The 16,814-nt window shown below is 63.0% G+C and carries 12 protein-coding genes; 7 read left to right on the forward strand and 5 right to left on the reverse strand.

The genetic code is table 11. From position 1 onward, the window contains the following. Window positions 1–71 precede the first annotated feature (71 nt). The 4 genes from DDE20_RS14440 to purQ form a co-directional block, all read right to left on the reverse strand. Window positions 72–3,581 (reverse strand): Rne/Rng family ribonuclease, encoded by a 3,510-nt coding sequence (locus DDE20_RS14440; protein WP_116559228.1) that lies wholly within the window; start codon window positions 3,579–3,581, stop codon window positions 72–74. Window positions 3,582–4,127: 546 nt separating this feature from the next. Next, a complete protein-coding gene (locus DDE20_RS14445; RefSeq protein WP_116559229.1) occupies window positions 4,128–5,486 on the reverse strand; it encodes a sigma-54-dependent transcriptional regulator in 1,359 nt (452 codons plus the stop codon). A 38-nt stretch (window positions 5,487–5,524) separates the two neighbouring features. Further along, on the reverse strand, window positions 5,525–7,240 hold the full coding sequence (locus tag DDE20_RS14450; RefSeq protein ID WP_116559330.1) for a sensor histidine kinase: 1,716 nt from the start codon (window positions 7,238–7,240) through the stop codon (window positions 5,525–5,527). A 120-nt stretch (window positions 7,241–7,360) separates the two neighbouring features. Next, on the reverse strand, window positions 7,361–8,029 hold the full coding sequence (purQ, locus tag DDE20_RS14455; protein WP_116559230.1) for a phosphoribosylformylglycinamidine synthase subunit PurQ: 669 nt from the start codon (window positions 8,027–8,029) through the stop codon (window positions 7,361–7,363). A gap of 270 nt (window positions 8,030–8,299) precedes the next feature. Here purQ and DDE20_RS14460 point away from each other — a divergent pair, with 270 nt between their 5' ends. The 4 genes from DDE20_RS14460 (at window position 8,300) to DDE20_RS14475 (ending at window position 11,347) form a co-directional block, all read left to right on the forward strand. Next, a complete protein-coding gene (locus DDE20_RS14460) occupies window positions 8,300–8,758 on the forward strand; it encodes a MaoC family dehydratase (protein ID WP_116559231.1) in 459 nt (152 codons plus the stop codon). 33 nt (window positions 8,759–8,791) lie between these two features. After that, window positions 8,792–9,718, forward strand: coding sequence for a bifunctional riboflavin kinase/FAD synthetase (locus DDE20_RS14465; RefSeq protein WP_116559232.1), 927 nt, complete (start codon window positions 8,792–8,794; stop codon window positions 9,716–9,718). A gap of 88 nt (window positions 9,719–9,806) precedes the next feature. Continuing rightward, window positions 9,807–10,283 (forward strand): YcgN family cysteine cluster protein, encoded by a 477-nt coding sequence (locus DDE20_RS14470; protein WP_116559233.1) that lies wholly within the window; start codon window positions 9,807–9,809, stop codon window positions 10,281–10,283. Next, the gene (locus DDE20_RS14475; protein WP_116559234.1) at window positions 10,283–11,347 is read left to right on the forward strand and encodes a threonine aldolase family protein; all 1,065 of its coding nucleotides are present in this window, start codon (window positions 10,283–10,285) and stop codon (window positions 11,345–11,347) included. Before DDE20_RS14470 ends, DDE20_RS14475 begins: the two co-directional genes overlap by 1 nt. 45 nt (window positions 11,348–11,392) lie before the next feature. Here DDE20_RS14475 and DDE20_RS14480 read toward each other — a convergent pair whose 3' ends face one another. After that, the gene (locus DDE20_RS14480; RefSeq protein WP_116559235.1) at window positions 11,393–11,698 is read right to left on the reverse strand and encodes a DUF1294 domain-containing protein; all 306 of its coding nucleotides are present in this window, start codon (window positions 11,696–11,698) and stop codon (window positions 11,393–11,395) included. 317 nt (window positions 11,699–12,015) lie between these two features. Here DDE20_RS14480 and gap (DDE20_RS14485) point away from each other — a divergent pair, with 317 nt between their 5' ends. The 3 genes from gap (DDE20_RS14485) (at window position 12,016) to DDE20_RS14495 (ending at window position 16,800) form a co-directional block, all read left to right on the forward strand. Then, the gene (gene gap / locus DDE20_RS14485; RefSeq protein ID WP_116559236.1) at window positions 12,016–13,014 is read left to right on the forward strand and encodes a type I glyceraldehyde-3-phosphate dehydrogenase; all 999 of its coding nucleotides are present in this window, start codon (window positions 12,016–12,018) and stop codon (window positions 13,012–13,014) included. A 193-nt stretch (window positions 13,015–13,207) separates the two neighbouring features. Beyond that, a complete protein-coding gene (gap, locus tag DDE20_RS14490) occupies window positions 13,208–14,209 on the forward strand; it encodes a type I glyceraldehyde-3-phosphate dehydrogenase (RefSeq protein ID WP_116559237.1) in 1,002 nt (333 codons plus the stop codon). 80 nt (window positions 14,210–14,289) lie between these two features. Continuing rightward, a complete protein-coding gene (locus DDE20_RS14495) occupies window positions 14,290–16,800 on the forward strand; it encodes a cation:proton antiporter (protein ID WP_116559238.1) in 2,511 nt (836 codons plus the stop codon). The last annotated feature ends 14 nt before the right edge of the window (window positions 16,801–16,814 follow it).

The following is a 16,814-nucleotide window of genomic DNA, read 5'->3' on the forward strand; positions in this document are numbered from 1 at the left end:
CCGGGTGGCTCAGGTATAGGAAAACGCCCCCCGTTGTCACGGGGGGCGCGGTCACATTCCCTCTATCGCGCTCACTCTTTGCGCGACCACCAGCCGACGCGTCTTGGCTTGCGCGGCGCTTCGGGTGCGGGCTCTGCTGCTGCGGTTTCGGGTTCCGCGGCAGGCATAGGCTCGGCGGTCTCCTCCGGCGCTTCCGGCTCAGCGGTGGCCTCCGGCGCGGCCTCGGTTGCCGGTTCGGCGGCGGGTTCGCTCGGCGTTTCCGCCTCTGGCGTCGCTGCAGCCTCTGCCACAGCCTCGGCAGCCGGAACCTCAGCACTCGCAACTTCTGCAACTGGTGCGTCGGTTGCAGGCTCGGTGGTCACAGCTTCCGCGACGGGTGCTGGCGTTTCGGCACTCGCCGCCTCGGCGGCGGCCTTCGACGGGCGCCGCGCGCGGGTGCGCTTTTTCGGCGCAGGCGCCTCGGCAGCGTCGCTCGCAGCGTCGGTGGCTTCGGCGCTTGCCTCGGTCACCGTTTCGCTTGCGGCCTCGGCAGACGCCTCAGACGCTGCCTCGTCATCGCCGGACTTTTTGCGGCTGCGGCTGCGGCGTTTACGTGCGGGTTTTGCGCTCTCGCCCTCTGCCGTATCCACCGATGACGCCTCGGCGCCGTCGGTTACCGGAGCATCCCCGGCATCAGATCCATCGGTGGATGCATCAGACTGCCCATTGGATTGGCCGTCAGACCCACCCTCGGAGCCGTTATCGGAGCCACCGTCACCGCGCTGCTCGCCGTTCTGGTCGCTGCCACCACGGCGCCGACGCCGACGCCGACGCTTGCGCTTACCGCCGTCACCGTTGTCCGACTGGCTGTCGTCATCACGACTGGTCGCCTGATCGTCGCTGTCCTGCGGCGCCTCGCTGGCTTCATTCGCGTCACTCTCGGCCTCGTCATCCCATGCGTTGTCGCTCAACTCATCGTCGAGGTCGGACATGGTTTTGGCGTCGAGAGACACGACCGCAGAGGGCGCGATGGTGACGATCCGCGTCGCGGTCTTGAACTTCTCGATGGTGTAATCGGGGCTGATCAGCGAGGTATCCGCCTCGAGCCGGATCGCCATCCCGTAGCGGGCCTCAATCTGGGCGATATGCTCGCGTTTGGTGTTGAACAGATAGTTCACCACCTCGGTCGGCGCCTTGACCAACACTTCCTTCGAGCGGTCGCGTGTGCCCTCTTCTTCCAGCGCGCGCAGGATCTGCAGTGCCAGCGAGTTGTCCGAGCGGATCAAGCCGGTGCCGTGGCAATGGGCGCAGGGCTGCGTCGTCGCCTCGAGCATACCTGGACGCAGGCGCTGGCGGCTCATCTCCATCAGACCGAAGGCCGAGATGCGGCCGACCTGAATGCGCGCGCGGTCGGTGCGCAGCGCGTCTTTCATGCGCTTTTCCACCGAGGCGTTGTTACGGCGCTCTTCCATGTCGATGAAGTCGATCACGATCAGACCGGCCAGATCGCGCAGACGCAACTGGCGGGCGACCTCATCGGCGGCCTCAAGGTTGGTCTTCAGCGCGGTGTCCTCAATCGAGCCCTCGCGGGTCGATTTGCCCGAGTTCACGTCGATCGCGACCAAAGCCTCGGTGACGCCAATCACGATATAGCCGCCGGATTTCAGCTGCACGGTCGGGTTGAACATGCTGCCGAGGTAGCTTTCGACCTGATAGCGCGCGAACAGCGGCATGGTCTCGCGGTAGGGGCGCACATTCTTGGCGTGCGAGGGCATGATCATTTTCATGAAGTCTTTGGCGGTGCGGTAGCCAGCCTCGCCCTCGACCAGAACCTCGTCAATATCCCGGTTATAAAGGTCGCGGATCGAGCGTTTGATCAGGTTGCCTTCTTCATAGATAGGTGCCGGTGCAATCGACTTGAGGGTCAATTCGCGGACCCGCTCCCAGACGCGGAACAGATACTCGTAGTCGCGACGGATTTCCGGCTTGGTGCGGTTCGCGCCTGCGGTGCGGATGATCAGACCGGCGCCTTCGGGCACCGAAATTTCACCGGCGATTTCCTTGAGTTTCTTGCGGTCGGCGGCATTGGTGATCTTGCGGCTGATGCCACCACCGCGCGCGGTATTAGGCATCAATACGCAGTAGCGACCGGCCAGCGACAGATAGGTGGTCAGTGCCGCGCCTTTGTTGCCGCGCTCTTCCTTGACCACCTGCACCAGCATGATCTGGCGCACTTTGATCACTTCTTGAATCTTGTAGCGGCGGGCACGGGGGCGACGCGGCGGGCGCACCTCGTCCTGCACGTCTTCGTCGGCGACCGATTCGATCTGGCTGTCGTTCTCGCTGGCGAAATCGGCGGCGCGGTAGGGTTCCGGCTCGTCGTCGGAGTGATCACCCGAGTCGTTGTTGCCTGAGTCGTCGCTGCCCGAGGTGTCGTTACCGGGCTCGTCGTTACCAGCAGCTTGGTCATCGGAGGATGCGTCAGCGTCGTCGCTCTCGGTCTCGCCCTCATCCTCGCCGAGATCGACCACATCCATGGCGCCGTAAGTGACCTTATCCATCCCTTCGGCATTCGCCGCGATGGCGCCGCCCGAGGGGTTGGGGTTGGTGTCATTTGCCGTGCTCTCGTCCTGCGCGGGCTCGGCGGTGTCGGCCTCGGTTTCAGCAGCCTCGGGGGTAGGTTCGGCGGGGGCATCAGCAGCCTCAGCTTCCACCACCGGTGCTTCTTCGGCGGTCTCTTCCGGTGCCGCGTCAACAGTTTCCTCGGCGACAGCTGGATCTGCCGGAGTATCTTCGCTGGCGACAGCCGCTTCCGCCGGTGCGTCCTCTTGCGCGTCAACTGCCGCAGGTTCTGCGCTATCGGCGGCTTCAGGCGTCGCGGCGCCTTGCGCAGGCGCATCAACCGTCTCGGCTTCGGCAGGCGCGGCGGTCTCGGCGACCGGCTCGGCAACGGTTTCAGCGACAGGCTCGGCGGCCGTCTGCTCGGCGGTCGCCTGCTCTGCAGGCGCCTGATCGCTCGCTTTTACCGTGTCGCCATGCGCCTTTGCATCGCCGTTCTCGGGCTTTGCATCAACAGCCGGCACCGCCTCGGCAGTGGTCTCGCCATTGGTATCGAGGTTGTCCTCGGCGCTTACGCTCTTGGCTTTGTCGTCGCTGTTTGACGAGCGGCGGCGACGCGTACGGCGACCGGAGCCTTTGCCATTGCCGCCCCCGTTGCCATTGCCGTTGCCGTCAGCAGAAGCGCCGTTGCCATTCCCAGAATTGCCATTTCCATGACCTCCTCCATTGCCGTTATCATCCTCCTGCTCACGGGCCAGAGCACGCTCTTCAGCCAGCAGCGCCTCGCGATCCGCGACGGGGATTTGATAGTAATCGGGGTGAATTTCCGCAAAGGCCAAGAACCCGTGGCGATTGCCACCGTAATCGACAAAGGCCGCCTGCAGCGACGGCTCGACGCGCGTAACCTTGGCTAGATAGATGTTGCCAGCGAGCTGGCGCTTGTGGATGGTCTCAAAATCGAATTCCTCGACCTTGTTGCCGTCCACCACCACAACGCGGGTTTCTTCCGCGTGTGTGGCGTCAATAAGTAGCTTCTTTCCCATAATATCCTGCTTACCCCACGCCGATGCGCGCAAGACCCAGAGGGCCCACGCGGAATTGGATCACGGGGAATGGTGTGGGCGATACAGGGCAGCAGCAATCGCAGGGCGGCGCCTATGCGCGGCCCGTTCACGGATCTTGCTGATGCTCTTCGTTGCATCGCGGTTTCATGCTCCGGCACCCTAAAGCGAAACGCATCGGATGCCCGTTCAAGACCAGATGGACACAAGCCTCATCCGGCATTCCAGCGGCTTTTGAGGGCCGATCCCACCCACGTCACGACCAAAAAACAGGGAGGCGCGGGCTGTGAATTTCTTCCGGAGCGTGTAACGCGACACGTCCGTTCTATAAACATAGGGTCTATGAGTGGCCTCCTGCAATGGCTAATTGCAAATATCCACTGTTCATTTCGCCCCGATTGCGGCTCACGCAGCGTGAATTGCGCACAATTGTCAGGAAAATCGCGAAAAATGCGCGCAAATAGGCATCAAAGCCACGCACACTATGCTGCGCGTGGCTTTGGGTAGGGCCGCATAGACCGCCGGAAATCAGACGTATTCGGCGCGGCTCAACCCGTATTTGGCCATTTTCTCGTTCAGCGTCCGGCGCGGCAGGCATAATTCCTCCATCACCGCGACAATCGAGCCCTTATGGCGGCGCATTGTGTTGTCGATCAAGGTGCGCTCAAACGCCTCGACATAGTCCTTGAGCGGCTTGCCCTCGGTGGTCATCGCCCCGCCCGAGGCTTCGTTCTCGGCCATCACCAAAGACACCACCGAGCCCGAGCCGCGACGGTTTTGAAGCACCGATTGTTCGGCGATCGAGATCAACTGCCGGATGTTCCCCGGCCAAGGCGCCTGCAGCAGATAGGCCGCGTCTTGCGCCGATAGCTCGGGCGCGGGGCAGCCGTATTCATCGGCGTAATCCTCGGCATAGCTTTTAAACAGTGCCAGAATATCCTCGCCACGGGTGCGCAGCGGCGGCAGGGTCAATTGCATTGCCGCCAGCCGGAAATAGAGGTCCGGTCGCAGCACATCCTGCAGCGTATTTCCCGCCGTATGCGCATTGCACACCGCGACAATCCGTGTCGCCGGCGGGCTGGGCTGGTCGTTAATGAAACTCAGCAACTTCCCCTGCAGCACCGGACTAAGCGCCTCGACGTCTTCAAGACAGAGCGTGCCGCCGCGCGCCTCTTCGACCAGCGGCAGGCCGCCGGTTTCCACCGGTCCGAACAACCGCGCGGCGAGTTGCGCGTCCTCCATCCCGTCACAGGACACGGTGACAAACCGCTTGCCCGCGCGCGGCCCCACCGCGTGGAGCGCATGCGCGACCAAGGTCTTGCCAGTGCCGGTCTCGCCGTCGATCAGCACATGCCCATCGGCCTGCCCGTAATCGAGAATATCCTCGCGCAGCCGCACCATCTCGGGCGAATTGCCTACCAGACGCCGCATCAAAGTGCCGCCATCGGCCAACTCATGCCGCAGTGCGCGGTTTTCCAGCGCCAAACCCCGCGCCTTCAACGCAGAGCGGGCCAATTCCGTCATCCGCTCGGGGTCAAAGGGCTTTTCGAGGAAATCATAGGCGCCCAGCCGCATCGCCTCGACCGCCATCGGCACATCGCCGTGACCGGTGATCATGATCACCGGCACCGTCGCGTCCAGCCCCATCAACCGCTTGAGAAAGGCCATCCCGTCCATACCGGGCATGCGGATATCAGTCACCACGATGCCGGCGAAATCCGAGCCGATCACCGCCAAAGCCTCTTCGGCGCTGGCATAAGCCTCGGGCTCGAAACCCGACAGCGACAACCATTGGCTGATCGAGGCGCGCATGTCTTCTTCGTCATCCACCACCACGATCCGCGCGGGACTGCGGCCGACCTTCGGGGCACTCTCGCTGATGTTCATCGTGAGTCTCCTTGAAATTTATCTTGTAAGTATAGCATTTATGCCGCCGTTTCAGCAGTGCTCACCAAAACGGGAAGTGCAATCTCAAAGGCGGCGCCACCTTCGGCCAGGTTGCGCGCGGTCAGGCGGCCGCCGTGGTCGGCAATGATACCCGAGGAAATCGCCAGCCCCAGCCCGACGCCCTCGCCGGGTTTCTTGGAGGTGTGGAAGGGCTCGAATATCTTGTCGATATCGGCGATCCCGACACCGTTGTCACGGAAAATCAGCGACACCGTTTCACCCTGCGTGACCACGATATCAACCTGAGGCGCGTTGATCTTGTTGGTCGCATCCACGGCATTGCGCAACAGGTTGATCAGCACCTGTTCCAGCCGCAGCGCATCGCCCATCACCATCACCGGCTCTTTCGGCATCGTGCGCACCACCAACACGCGGCGCTGGCGCAGACGCGGCTCCATCATCGCCAGCGCCTCGGCCACGCAAAGCCGCAGGTCGAGCGGCGCGAAGGCATCGCCCCCCTTACGCGCAAAAGATTTGAGTTGCCGGGTGATCGCCCCCATCCGGTCGATCAGATCGTCGATCCGCTGGAACGACACCAGCGCCTCCTCCGAGCGCCGCCGATTGAGCAGCAACCGCGCCCCCGCCAGATAGGTTTTCATCGCCGCCAGAGGTTGGTTCAACTCATGGCTCACAGCCGCCGACATCTCGCCCAGCACCGCCAGTTTCGAGGATTGCGCCAGCGTCTGCTCGGCCACGGTCAGTTCTTTTTGCATCTTCTCGCGGGCGGCAATCTCGCGCTGCAGACGGATGTTGAGCTGCCGCAGCTCTACTGATTCCTGCTCGAACCGCGCCGACTGTGACCAGGCACGGCGCGAGAACAGGTAGAACACCATCGCCAGCAGCAGCGCAAACCCCATGATCACCAGCGCCAGCACACCGTTAACCTTCTCGCGCACGCCGCCGTAACCGGTGTAGCTGATCAGCCGCCAGCCACGGTGACGCACGCGGGTTTCCGAGCGTAAAACCGCCTCGCTGGCAATGAATGTATCGGGCCCCCTGCCCGTCAGATCGGCGGTATAACGCAGCGCCCGCTCAATCGCCGAGGGCGCATCGCGCAGCGCCAAAGCCTCGGCCTCGGTACGGCCCCGCCAGCGCGGCTCGGTCGACAGGATCACCCGCCCCTCGCTATCCAACAGCGCCACTGCATCGGCAAACCCCGACCACGCGCGCTCAAATTTCGCCAAATCGACCTCGACCGTGACCACACCCAACACCTGCGTGCCGCTTCGGATCGCGCGGGCAAAGGCAAAGCCATAGCCGCCGGTGTCGCGCGGATGCACGGTAAAGATCGTATCATTGGCGCGCCGCCCGTCGACAAACAGGGGCTCGGTGGCGCGCATTACGCCCAGCCGGTTGCGGTCGGTGGCGCCGACCACACGGCCCGAGGTGTCCAGAAGTTCAATCGAAGCCGCGCCGACATCCTCTTGCAGGCTGATCAACAGCTGCGGGATCGAGGCGAAATTCATGCTTTCCAGCGCCTGCCGCAATTCGGGATCACGGGCCATCAGGATCGGCACAATCTGGGTGCGCTGCAACTCGGCTTCGATATTGCCGGCATAGAGCACCAGCCGCAATTCGGCGCGGTTGCGGGTGTCGACGGCGAAGCTTTCGCTCAACCAATCATCGAGCACCCAGACCACCGCCGCGGCGATCACCACCAGCAGCACGACCACCGCCTTGCCCCAAGGCGGCATGCCCGAGCGCAGCGCGGATTGCGCGTCGCCGTCCTCTAGGAAATGTCCGCTTTCGCCTGTCATTGGGCGAACTTACGCCGCAGTGCCGAGGCGCTCAAGCGTCAGTCGCCCCGCCCGCGATCACGTAAGCGCCAAAGCGCCCACCAGCCCCGCAAACATCGCGACGCCATCGGTGCCGCCGTGATGCGGGTCAATCGCACGCTCGGGATGCGGCATCATGCCCAGAACCCGCCGGTTGTGCGACAGAATACCGGCGATATCCCCGCGCGAGCCGTTGGGATTGTCTGCATAGCGGAAGGCCACGCGGTCCTCGGCTTGCAACAGCCCCAGCGTCTCGTCGTCGGCTTGGTAGTTGCCGTCGTGATGGGCCACCGGAATCACCACCGGCGTGTCCAGATCATAGCCGCTGGTGAAATCGCTATCGGTGGTCGCAACCTGCAAAGCCACCGGCTTGCAGATGAATTTCAGCCCCGCGTTGCGCATCAATGCGCCGGGCAGAAGGCCGGTTTCCAAGAGCACCTGAAACCCGTTGCAAACGCCCAGCACATAGCCGCCGCGCTCGGCATGGGCGCTGATCGCCTTGGCAATCGGCGAGCGTGCCGCAATTGCGCCGCAGCGCAGATAGTCGCCAAAGGAGAACCCGCCGGGGATGCCGACGATATCCGTGCCCTCGGGCAGGGACGCGTCCTTGTGCCAGACGCGGGTGACCTCGGCGCCTGCCTGTTCGAACGCAACTGCCAGATCTCTGTCACAGTTGGATCCGGGAAAAGTGATGACCGCCGCCTTCATGCGTGCCTCCAATCGCTTGCCTGCCGCCTCTTACTGCGCCTTTGCCTTGGGGGAAAGCTGATTCCCGCCTTTCACACTCCACCCGCTTCGCATGGCCTGAGCGTGCAGCACGCGAAAACCTCACACGCAACATAATTACGCCATTTTTGGCTGCTAGGTATTTATCTTGCGCACCCATCTTGCGCCGCAGTGCAGATCCCGCTATGCTGCAACGCAGTATCAACAAGCCAGTCAGCCCGCCCCATGGGACAAAAAACCGGAACCCCTGCTATGCTCGACACGCGCCCCGCCGATAATCTGCCCCGTGGAACGATCTGCATCGAGGATCTCGAAGTCGGGATGATACGCCACCTGCGCAAGGAAATCACCGACCGCGATATCGAGCTGTTTGCCGAGATTTCCACCGATCACAATCCGGTGCATCTGGATGACGACTATGCCCGCGACACGATTTTCGAGGGGCGGATCGCCCATGGCATGCTGACCGCCGGGCTGATTTCCGCGATCATCGGCGAGCAATTGCCCGGTCATGGCACGATATATATGGGGCAAAACCTCAAGTTTCTGGCGCCAGTGCGGCCCGGTGACGTGGTCACTGCCGAAGTGTCGGTGCGCGAAATCGACTATGCCAAGCGCCGTGTGGGTCTTGATTGTCGCTGCATGGTGGGCAATACCACCGTTTTGAAGGGCGACGCGTTGGTTTTGGCGCCGAGCCGCAAGTTCGACTGACCTGCCCCCCGAGGGTGGGGGACGCGGAGCCGGATGCAGATTTTCAAGACTTGGACCCTCACCGATCCGGGCGCGCGCGGCGCCTCTGTTGCCATGGGCAATTTCGACGGTGTCCACCGAGGCCATCAAGCGGTGATCGACGCGGCACGGCGCGCGGATACGCCGCTGGGCGTGATCACCTTCGAGCCCCATCCCCGCGAGTATTTCGCCCCCGACGCCCCGCCCTTCCGCTTGATGAACGCCGAGGCGCGCCGCAACCGGCTGGAGAGGCTCGGCGTCGAGCGGCTTTATGAGCTGCCGTTCAACCAAGCGCTGGCCTCGCTGCCGCCCGAGGATTTCGCCCGCGATGTGCTCAGCGAGGGCTTGGGCATCAAGAACGTTGTGGTCGGTGAGGATTTCTGCTTCGGCCACCGCCGCGCGGGCAATGTCGCGCTGCTGCAAGACTACGGCGCGCAGATGGGGTTTGAGGTCACCGTGGTGCCTTTGATCGGCAAAACCGACGGTGTGTTTTCCTCGACCGCGATCCGCAAGGCGCTCTCGGAAGGACGCGCCCGCGATGCCGCCGAGATGCTCGGCCACCGCCACCGCATCGACAGCGAAGTGGTGCACGGCGCCAAACGCGGCCGCGAACTGGGCTATCCAACCGCAAATATGACCGTCGATGGGCTGCATCTGCCAAAGCTCGGCGTTTATGCGGTCAAAGCCGAGGTGATGACCGGCCCGCATCAGGGCTGCTATGACGCCGTCGCCTCGCTGGGCGTGCGCCCGATGTTTGGCGTCAACACACCGAATTTCGAGGTCCATCTTTTCGATTTCAACGGCGATCTTTATGGCGCGCATCTCTCGGTGGCGCTGGTCGAATATCTGCGCCCCGAGGCGAAATTCGACGGGCTGCAAGCGCTGATCACCCAAATGGATGCCGATAGCGCACAGGCCCGCGAGATCCTCGCCGGTATTTGAGTGCCCAATTCCGCGCCATTTGTCGCGCGCCGGTAAAATTCCACGCCGCGCCCTTTCCTTTCGGGCCGCAATCACCGAGTCTCGCGCGATGAGTAAAGTCACGAAAACACCCCCGCCCGCCCTGCGTCCCAAATTCTGGGAGACAGTGCCGCTCGACCAGATGACCCAACCGGAATGGGAGGCGCTCTGCGACGGCTGCGGCAAATGCTGTCTGGCAAAACTGGAAGATGCCGACAGCGGCGAGGTGTTCTTCACCCGTATCGCCTGCCGGTTGCTCAATGACACCACCTGCCGCTGCTCGAACTACGAGGTGCGCAAGACCATCGTGCCGGAATGCGTCATCCTGACCCCCGAGACGCTGGATGAGACCGCCTATTGGATGCCCAAAAGCTGCGCCTACCGCCGCATCAACGAGGGGCGCGGGCTGGCCGATTGGCACCCGCTGATCTCGGGCGATCCGAACACCGTGCACACTGCCGGCGCCTCGATCCGCTATCGCACCGTGGGCGAATTCGACGTGCCCGAGGAAGACTGGGAAGACTATATCATCGACGAGGAAATCTGATGTTTTTTGCCTCCGACAACGGCTCCGGCGCACCGCGCCAAGTGATCGACGCCATCACAAGCGCCAATGACGGCTACGCCATGGGCTACGGCGCCGACACCTATATGGACCGCGTGCGTGCCCAAATCCGTGAGATTTTCGAGGCGCCTGAAGCCGAGGTTTACCTTGTCGCCACCGGCACCGCCGCCAATGCGCTGGCGCTGGCGACATTCATCCAGCCGTGGCAGACGATCTATTGCCACCGCGTCGCCCATATCGAAGAGGATGAATGCAACGCCCCCGAGTTCTATGCCGGTGGCGCCAAACTGACCTTGCTGGAGGGCGCCGACGGGCTGATCGACGCCGAGGCCTTCGCGCTGCGGATGCAGAACGCCCCCACCGCCGTGCACCACGCGCAACCGGGTATCCTCAGCCTGACCAATCTCACCGAGCGCGGCTCGCGCTATACCGTGGCGCAGATCACCCGTCTGGCGGGGATCGCCAAGACCCACGGTCTGCCGGTGCATCTGGACGGCGCGCGCTTTGCCAATGCGCTGGTCGCCGAGGGCTGCACCCCTGCCGAAATGACATGGCGCGCGGGCGTCGATGTGCTCAGCTTTGGCGGCACCAAGAACGGGCTGATCGGCGTTGAAGCGGTGGTGATTTTTGATCCCGCCAAGGCGCGCGAATTCGAGTTGCGCCGCAAGCGTGGCGGGCATCTGCCCTCCAAACACCGCTATCTCTCGGCGCAGATGGAGGCCTATTTGACCGACGGGCTCTGGCTCGACCTTGCGGGCCGCGCGAATGCGGCTGCGGCGCGGCTCGAGGCGGAATTGCGCGAGCGGGACATGCAAGCGGCGGGCGTGAAAATCCTGCATCCGGTGGGCGGCAATATGCTGTTTGTCGAACTCCCGAACACTGCCCATCAAGCATTGCGTGACGCCGGTGCGATCTACTACGACTGGCCCGCCGATATCGGCACACAAGTGGCCGAAGGCGCATCGCAAGCGCGGCTGGTGACCTCTTGGTCAACCAGTGAGGGTGATGTCGACAGATTCCTGGATATTCTGCGCAACGCGCTGTAATCGCACATTATTTGGCGCGGCGTTCACCATAGCGCCGCCCTGTCGTCAGGCGCTGACCACCGGCGTCGCCGAGAGGATCGACACCGCGAAAGCCGCCGCGAGGGCAACGATCTGCACCGCAATGATCCCGTTGAGTTGCTGACGAAACGGCTCTTTTCGGATCTTGTGGCGCACCAGCAATTGCGCGGATTTGGCCCCGATCGAGCCCCCGAGAAACGCCGCCGCCAGCAGCCGGTCCTCTGAGATCCGCCGCTCGCCCGCAATCGCGGCGCGTTTATCGACCACAAACAGGTAGAAGGCGCCGGCATTGATTGCGGCCAGATAGGTAAACACCGCCAGTTGAAGGATCATTTGCGTCCGCCCGGAAATTTGGCCGATGACTCTGGCCCATATCTTTGATTGCCAGTGTCTTAAAAGAGCCGCGGCGAGGGTGCAATGCGTCTTCACCGACAGCACCCCAACAATTCCGCCAAGAGACGCGCGCAGAAACGTTATCGCAAACAGTGAATTTCGCCCCACGGTTTGCGCTAACGTCTTGCGAAATCTCGTTTCTTGCCCTTTCTTAGACATGATTGCCCCTGTATATATAGCGCAAATACGTGAACGGACGCGGACGGTGAAAACCTGCGGCTGCTCAAGTCGAAACTTGCTCTTCGGAGGCTGGCAACATGACCATCACCATTGGTATTAACGGTTTCGGACGCATCGGGCGCTGCACCCTGTCCCAGATCGCGGAAAGCGCGCGCAACGATGTTCAGGTCGTCGCGATCAACGCCACCGGACCGATTGAAACCAACGCGCATCTGCTCAAATACGACAGCGTGCATGGCCGCTTTCCCGGTCAGATCCGCGTCGAGGGCAACACGCTGGATCTGGGCCGCGGGCCGATCCGTGTGATGTCGACCTATGACCCGACCGAGCTGGACTGGGAAGGTGTCGATGTGGTTCTCGAATGCTCGGGCAAGTTTAACGAGCGTGACAAGGCCGCCGTGCATCTGGGCCGCGGCGCCAAGCGGGTGCTGGTCTCGGCTCCGGCGAAGAACGCCGATAAAACCATCGTTTACGGCGTTAACCACCGCGAATTGCGCAGCGAACATCTGGTGGTCTCGAACGGCTCTTGCACGACCAACTGTCTGGCGCCGCTGGCGAAAGTGCTCAACGATGCGATCGGCATCGAGTCGGGCATTATGACCACGATCCACAGCTATACCGGCGACCAGCCAACGCTCGACCGCCGCCACTCCGACCTCTACCGCGCCCGCGCCGCGGCAATGGCGATGATCCCGACCTCGACCGGCGCCGCCAAAGCGCTGGGTGATGTACTGCCGGAACTGATCGGCAAGCTCGACGGTTCGGCAATCCGCGTGCCGACGCCGAATGTCTCGGCTGTAGACCTGACCTTCCAGGCCGCCAAAGATGTCACCGAAGCCGATGTCAACGAAATCATGCGCGAGGCTGCTGCCGGTGCGATGGGCGCGGTGCTGTCGTATGACGACGAGCCGAAAGTCTCGATCGATTTCAACCACACCAGCTATTCCTCGATCTTTGCCCCCGACCAGACCAAAGTCGTCGGGCGCACGGTGCGGGTGCTGGCGTGGTATGACAATGAATGGGGCTTTTCGACCCGCATGGGCGATGTCGCCGGTGCCATGGGCCGCTTGATCTGACCATCACCATATTGAGAATTATCAAACCCGGTGCCCCGCGCGCCGGGTTTTTTCATGCCCAGATGCTGTCCAAACGCCCCTGCCCTGCGGCGTTTGATTGACGCCGCGCCGCATTCATGTTAGCGCCACCACAAGCACTCACCCATGACATGCAGGCCCCGCGAATGGTGGCCCCAGCGCAAGGAGTCACCCGATGACCACAACCATCGCCATCAATGGATTTGGCCGTATTGGCCGCCTCGTTCTGCGGGCATTGATCGAACAGGGGCGCGATGACCTCAAAATCGTCGCGATCAATGATCTGGGACCGGTCGACGCACTGGCGCATCTGCTGCGCTTTGACAGCGTCCATGGCCGTTTCCCCGGCGAGATCACCACCGGCGAGGACTGGATTGACGTGGGCCAAGGCCGCATCCGTGCCACCGCCATTCGCAACCCCGCCGAGTTGCCGTGGTCGGATGTGGATATCGTCCTCGAATGCACCGGTATTTTCAAAGACGCCGAGAAGGCCAAGGCGTATCTCGAAGCGGGCGCCAAACGGGTGTTGGTCTCGGCCCCCTCGAAAGGCGCGGATCGCACCGTGGTTTACGGGGTCAACCATCACGCGATCCAGACCAGCGACAAGGTGATCTCGAACGCCAGCTGCACCACCAATTGCCTCGCGCCCTTGGCCAAAGTGCTCAATGACACGGTCGGCATCACCAAAGGGTTTATGACCACGGTGCACGCCTATACCGGCAGCCAGCCGGTGCTCGATGCCTTGGGCAAAGACCCCTACCGCGACCGCGCCGCCGCGCTCAGCATGATCCCCACCACCACCGGCGCGGCCCGCGCGGTCGGTCTGGTGCTGCCCGAATTGGACGGCAAGCTGGACGGGGTCGCGATCCGTGTGCCCACGCCGAATGTCTCGGCGGTGGACCTGACCATCGAATCCGCCCGCGACACCACGGTCGAGGAAATCAACGCCGCCCTGCAAGCCGCCGCCGATGGCCCGCTGAACGGCGTTCTGGCGGTCACAAAACACCCGAATGTGTCAATTGATTTCAACCATGATCCGCGCTCGTCGATCATCGAACCCAACCAGACCCGCGTGATGGGCGGCAATATGGTGCGGGTGCTATCGTGGTATGACAATGAATGGGCGTTCTCGAACCGGATGCTCGATACCGCGGCACATATCGGAACCCTCGCTTAAATCGGGTGCAAAACCAAAAAGTTACCGTCAAACGGTTTTGACATCTCGCACATTTCCGGCGGGTCTTTTACGATAACCCCATGACCATCGTTGTTATCGTTGCCATCGTTGCGAGCCTATTCGTGGTTATCGGTCTTGCCGAGCCGCTGGCGGCGCGTTTGCGCCTGCCGGCGACGGTGATACTGGCGCTTTTGGGCATCGTCATCGGCACCCTTTCGACGCTGATGATCACCCTGCCGGTGCCCGAGGCTTTGACCGCCGCCGCCAGCGCAATTCAGGCGCTTCCGATCCGCTCGGACCTGTTTTTGTTTGTGTTCCTGCCGACGCTGATCTTTCAGGTCACCCTCTCGCTAGACCTGCGACGGATGCTGGACGACTGGGTGCCGATCCTGCTGATGGCGGTGGTTGCGGTGGTGGTCAGCACGATGGCGGTCGGCTGGGCGCTGTTCCCGCTGGCGGGCATGTCGATCATGGCCTGCCTGATGGTCGGCGCGATTGTCTCGACCACCGACCCTTCGGCCGTGGTCGGCATCTTTCGCAGCACCGCCGCGCCGCAGCGGCTGGCACGGATTGTCGAAGGCGAGAGCCTGTTGAATGACGCCGCCGCGATTGCCCTGTTCAGCCTGTTCTTTGCCTTTGTCGCCTTTGGTATTCCCAACCCCAGCCTATCGGGAATTCTGGTGCAATTCCCGTGGCTTTTGATCGGCGGCGGTGTGGTCGGCTGGATCGCGGGCTGGGTGGCGCTGCGGGTGCTGGCGCGGCTCGGCATGCATCCTTTGGGGCAGATGTCGCTCTCGGTGGCGCTGCCCTATTTGCTGTATCTGATGGCCGAAAAGCTGCTGGGCGTCTCCGGCGTGGTCTCGGTGGTGGCCGCCGGATTGGCGCTGAATTTCCACGCGCCGGGGCAATTGTCGCCGCCGACCCAAGCCAAGCTGCAAGACACTTGGGATTTGCTCGGTCATTGGGCCAACGGGCTGATCTTTGTGCTGGCCGCACTCTTGATCCCCGGTCTGCTCGCGGATGCCCGCCCGTTTGATTTCCTGCTGATCGCCGTGGCGGTGATTGCGGCGCTGAGTTCGCGCGCCTTCATGCTGTTTGCGCTGCTGCCCCTGCTGACGCGGCTGAAACTCTCGCCCAAGATCAACAACCGCTATAAGGGCGGCATCCTCTGGGGCGGGCTGCGCGGCGCGGTCACGCTGGCGCTGGCATTGGCGGTGACCGAGAGCATCCGCATTCCGGTCGATGTCAAACGGCAGGTCGGGATTATTGCCACCGGTTTTACGCTGTTCACCCTGATCGTGCAGGGGACCACCCTGCGGCTGGTGATCGCGAAACTCGGGCTCGACCGATTGTCGAAACTCGACAGCGCACTGGCCGCGCAGGTCGTCGCCGTGGCGCTGCAATCGGTGCGCGAGACAGTGACCGAGACCGCCCGCACCTTTGGCCTGACCAATGATATCGTGCGCGATGAGGGCAAGCGTTTTGCCGCCCGCGTGGACCATGCGGTGGCTGAGGCGGTCGAGGGCAGCGAGATTTCCGACCGCGACCGCGTGACCCTCGGGCTGGTGGCGCTGGCCGGTCGCGAGCGTGATCTGATTCTCGAGCGGTTCCGCGACGGTCTGATCCCCGCCAGTCTGGCCAACCGCATGGTCGCCGATGCCGACCGGTTGATCGAGGGCACGCGCGCCGGCGGGCGGCTCGGCTATCTCTCGACCGCGCGGATGAGCCGTGGCACCGGCACTTGGGAGGCGTTCTCGGCCTTTCTGCACAACCGGTTGCGCATCTCCAAACCCCTTGCCGCCGCCACCGCCGAACGCTTCGAGCACCGCGTTTCGGTGGGGCCGATCCTGCGCGAGTTGCACAGTTTCATCGACGCCCGCATCCGCCGCATTCATGGCAAACGGGTGGCCGATCTGCTGCACGACCTTCTGGACCGGCGGCTGGAGGAGAGCGAGCAGGCGCTGGACGGGATGCGCCTGCAGTTTCCGGGCTATGCCGAGGAACTCGATCGCCGGTTGATCCGCCAGATGGTGCTGACGCAGGAAGAGCATGAATATGCGGCGCTGGTCGATGACGGGCTGATCGGCCCCGAATTGCGCCATGCGCTGTCGATGGGGATCAACGACCGCCGCAACGAGCTGGCCAAACGCCCGCGGCTGGATATGGCGGTGCAGCGCGAGACATTGATCGCCCGTTTCCCGCTGTTCTCGGACATGCCCGAGAGCACCCGCAAGCGGCTGGTGCGGCAGATGCGCACCGTCTATGTCGCCAAGGGCCGGGTGTTGTTTCGCAATGACGAGGTGCCGGATAAGGTCTGGTTCATCGCCTCGGGCGCGGTGGAACAGGTGCGCGCCGGACAGGTCTATAGGCTGGGCCGTGGTGACATGTTCGGGCATCTATCGCTGCTGCGCCGCACGCCGTTTCGCAGCCAGACCACGGCGATCACCCAATGCACCCTGCTGACGCTGGACGAGCCGCGCTTTCTGAAACTTCTGCGCGATGACCCGAGCCTGCGCGCGGCGGTGACGGAAAGCGCCGAGAAACGTGGCGTCTCGATCGACCATAGCGCGCTCTCGGCCAAACCCGCCTGACCCATGGCGGCAGG

The sequence above is a fragment of the Pararhodobacter oceanensis genome, assembly GCF_003076755.1.
GTDB classification, from domain to species: Bacteria; Pseudomonadota; Alphaproteobacteria; order Rhodobacterales; family Rhodobacteraceae; genus Pararhodobacter; species Pararhodobacter oceanensis.

Bases quoted from the DNA above. Each gene is read 5' to 3' on its own strand.
- DDE20_RS14440 (WP_116559228.1), bottom strand. From the start codon at position 3,581: ATGGGAAAGAAGCTACTTATTGACGCCACACACGCGGAAGAAACCCGC.
- DDE20_RS14445 (WP_116559229.1), bottom strand. From the start codon at position 5,486: ATGAACATCAGCGAGAGTGCCCCGAAGGTCGGCCGCAGTCCCGCGCGG.
- DDE20_RS14450 (WP_116559330.1), bottom strand. From the start codon at position 7,240: ATGCCGCCTTGGGGCAAGGCGGTGGTCGTGCTGCTGGTGGTGATCGCC.
- purQ (WP_116559230.1), bottom strand. From the start codon at position 8,029: ATGAAGGCGGCGGTCATCACTTTTCCCGGATCCAACTGTGACAGAGAT.
- DDE20_RS14460 (WP_116559231.1), top strand. From the start codon at position 8,300: ATGCTCGACACGCGCCCCGCCGATAATCTGCCCCGTGGAACGATCTGC.
- DDE20_RS14465 (WP_116559232.1), top strand. From the start codon at position 8,792: ATGCAGATTTTCAAGACTTGGACCCTCACCGATCCGGGCGCGCGCGGC.
- DDE20_RS14470 (WP_116559233.1), top strand. From the start codon at position 9,807: ATGAGTAAAGTCACGAAAACACCCCCGCCCGCCCTGCGTCCCAAATTC.
- DDE20_RS14475 (WP_116559234.1), top strand. From the start codon at position 10,283: ATGTTTTTTGCCTCCGACAACGGCTCCGGCGCACCGCGCCAAGTGATC.
- DDE20_RS14480 (WP_116559235.1), bottom strand. From the start codon at position 11,698: ATGATCCTTCAACTGGCGGTGTTTACCTATCTGGCCGCAATCAATGCC.
- gap (WP_116559236.1), top strand. From the start codon at position 12,016: ATGACCATCACCATTGGTATTAACGGTTTCGGACGCATCGGGCGCTGC.
- gap (WP_116559237.1), top strand. From the start codon at position 13,208: ATGACCACAACCATCGCCATCAATGGATTTGGCCGTATTGGCCGCCTC.
- DDE20_RS14495 (WP_116559238.1), top strand. From the start codon at position 14,290: ATGACCATCGTTGTTATCGTTGCCATCGTTGCGAGCCTATTCGTGGTT.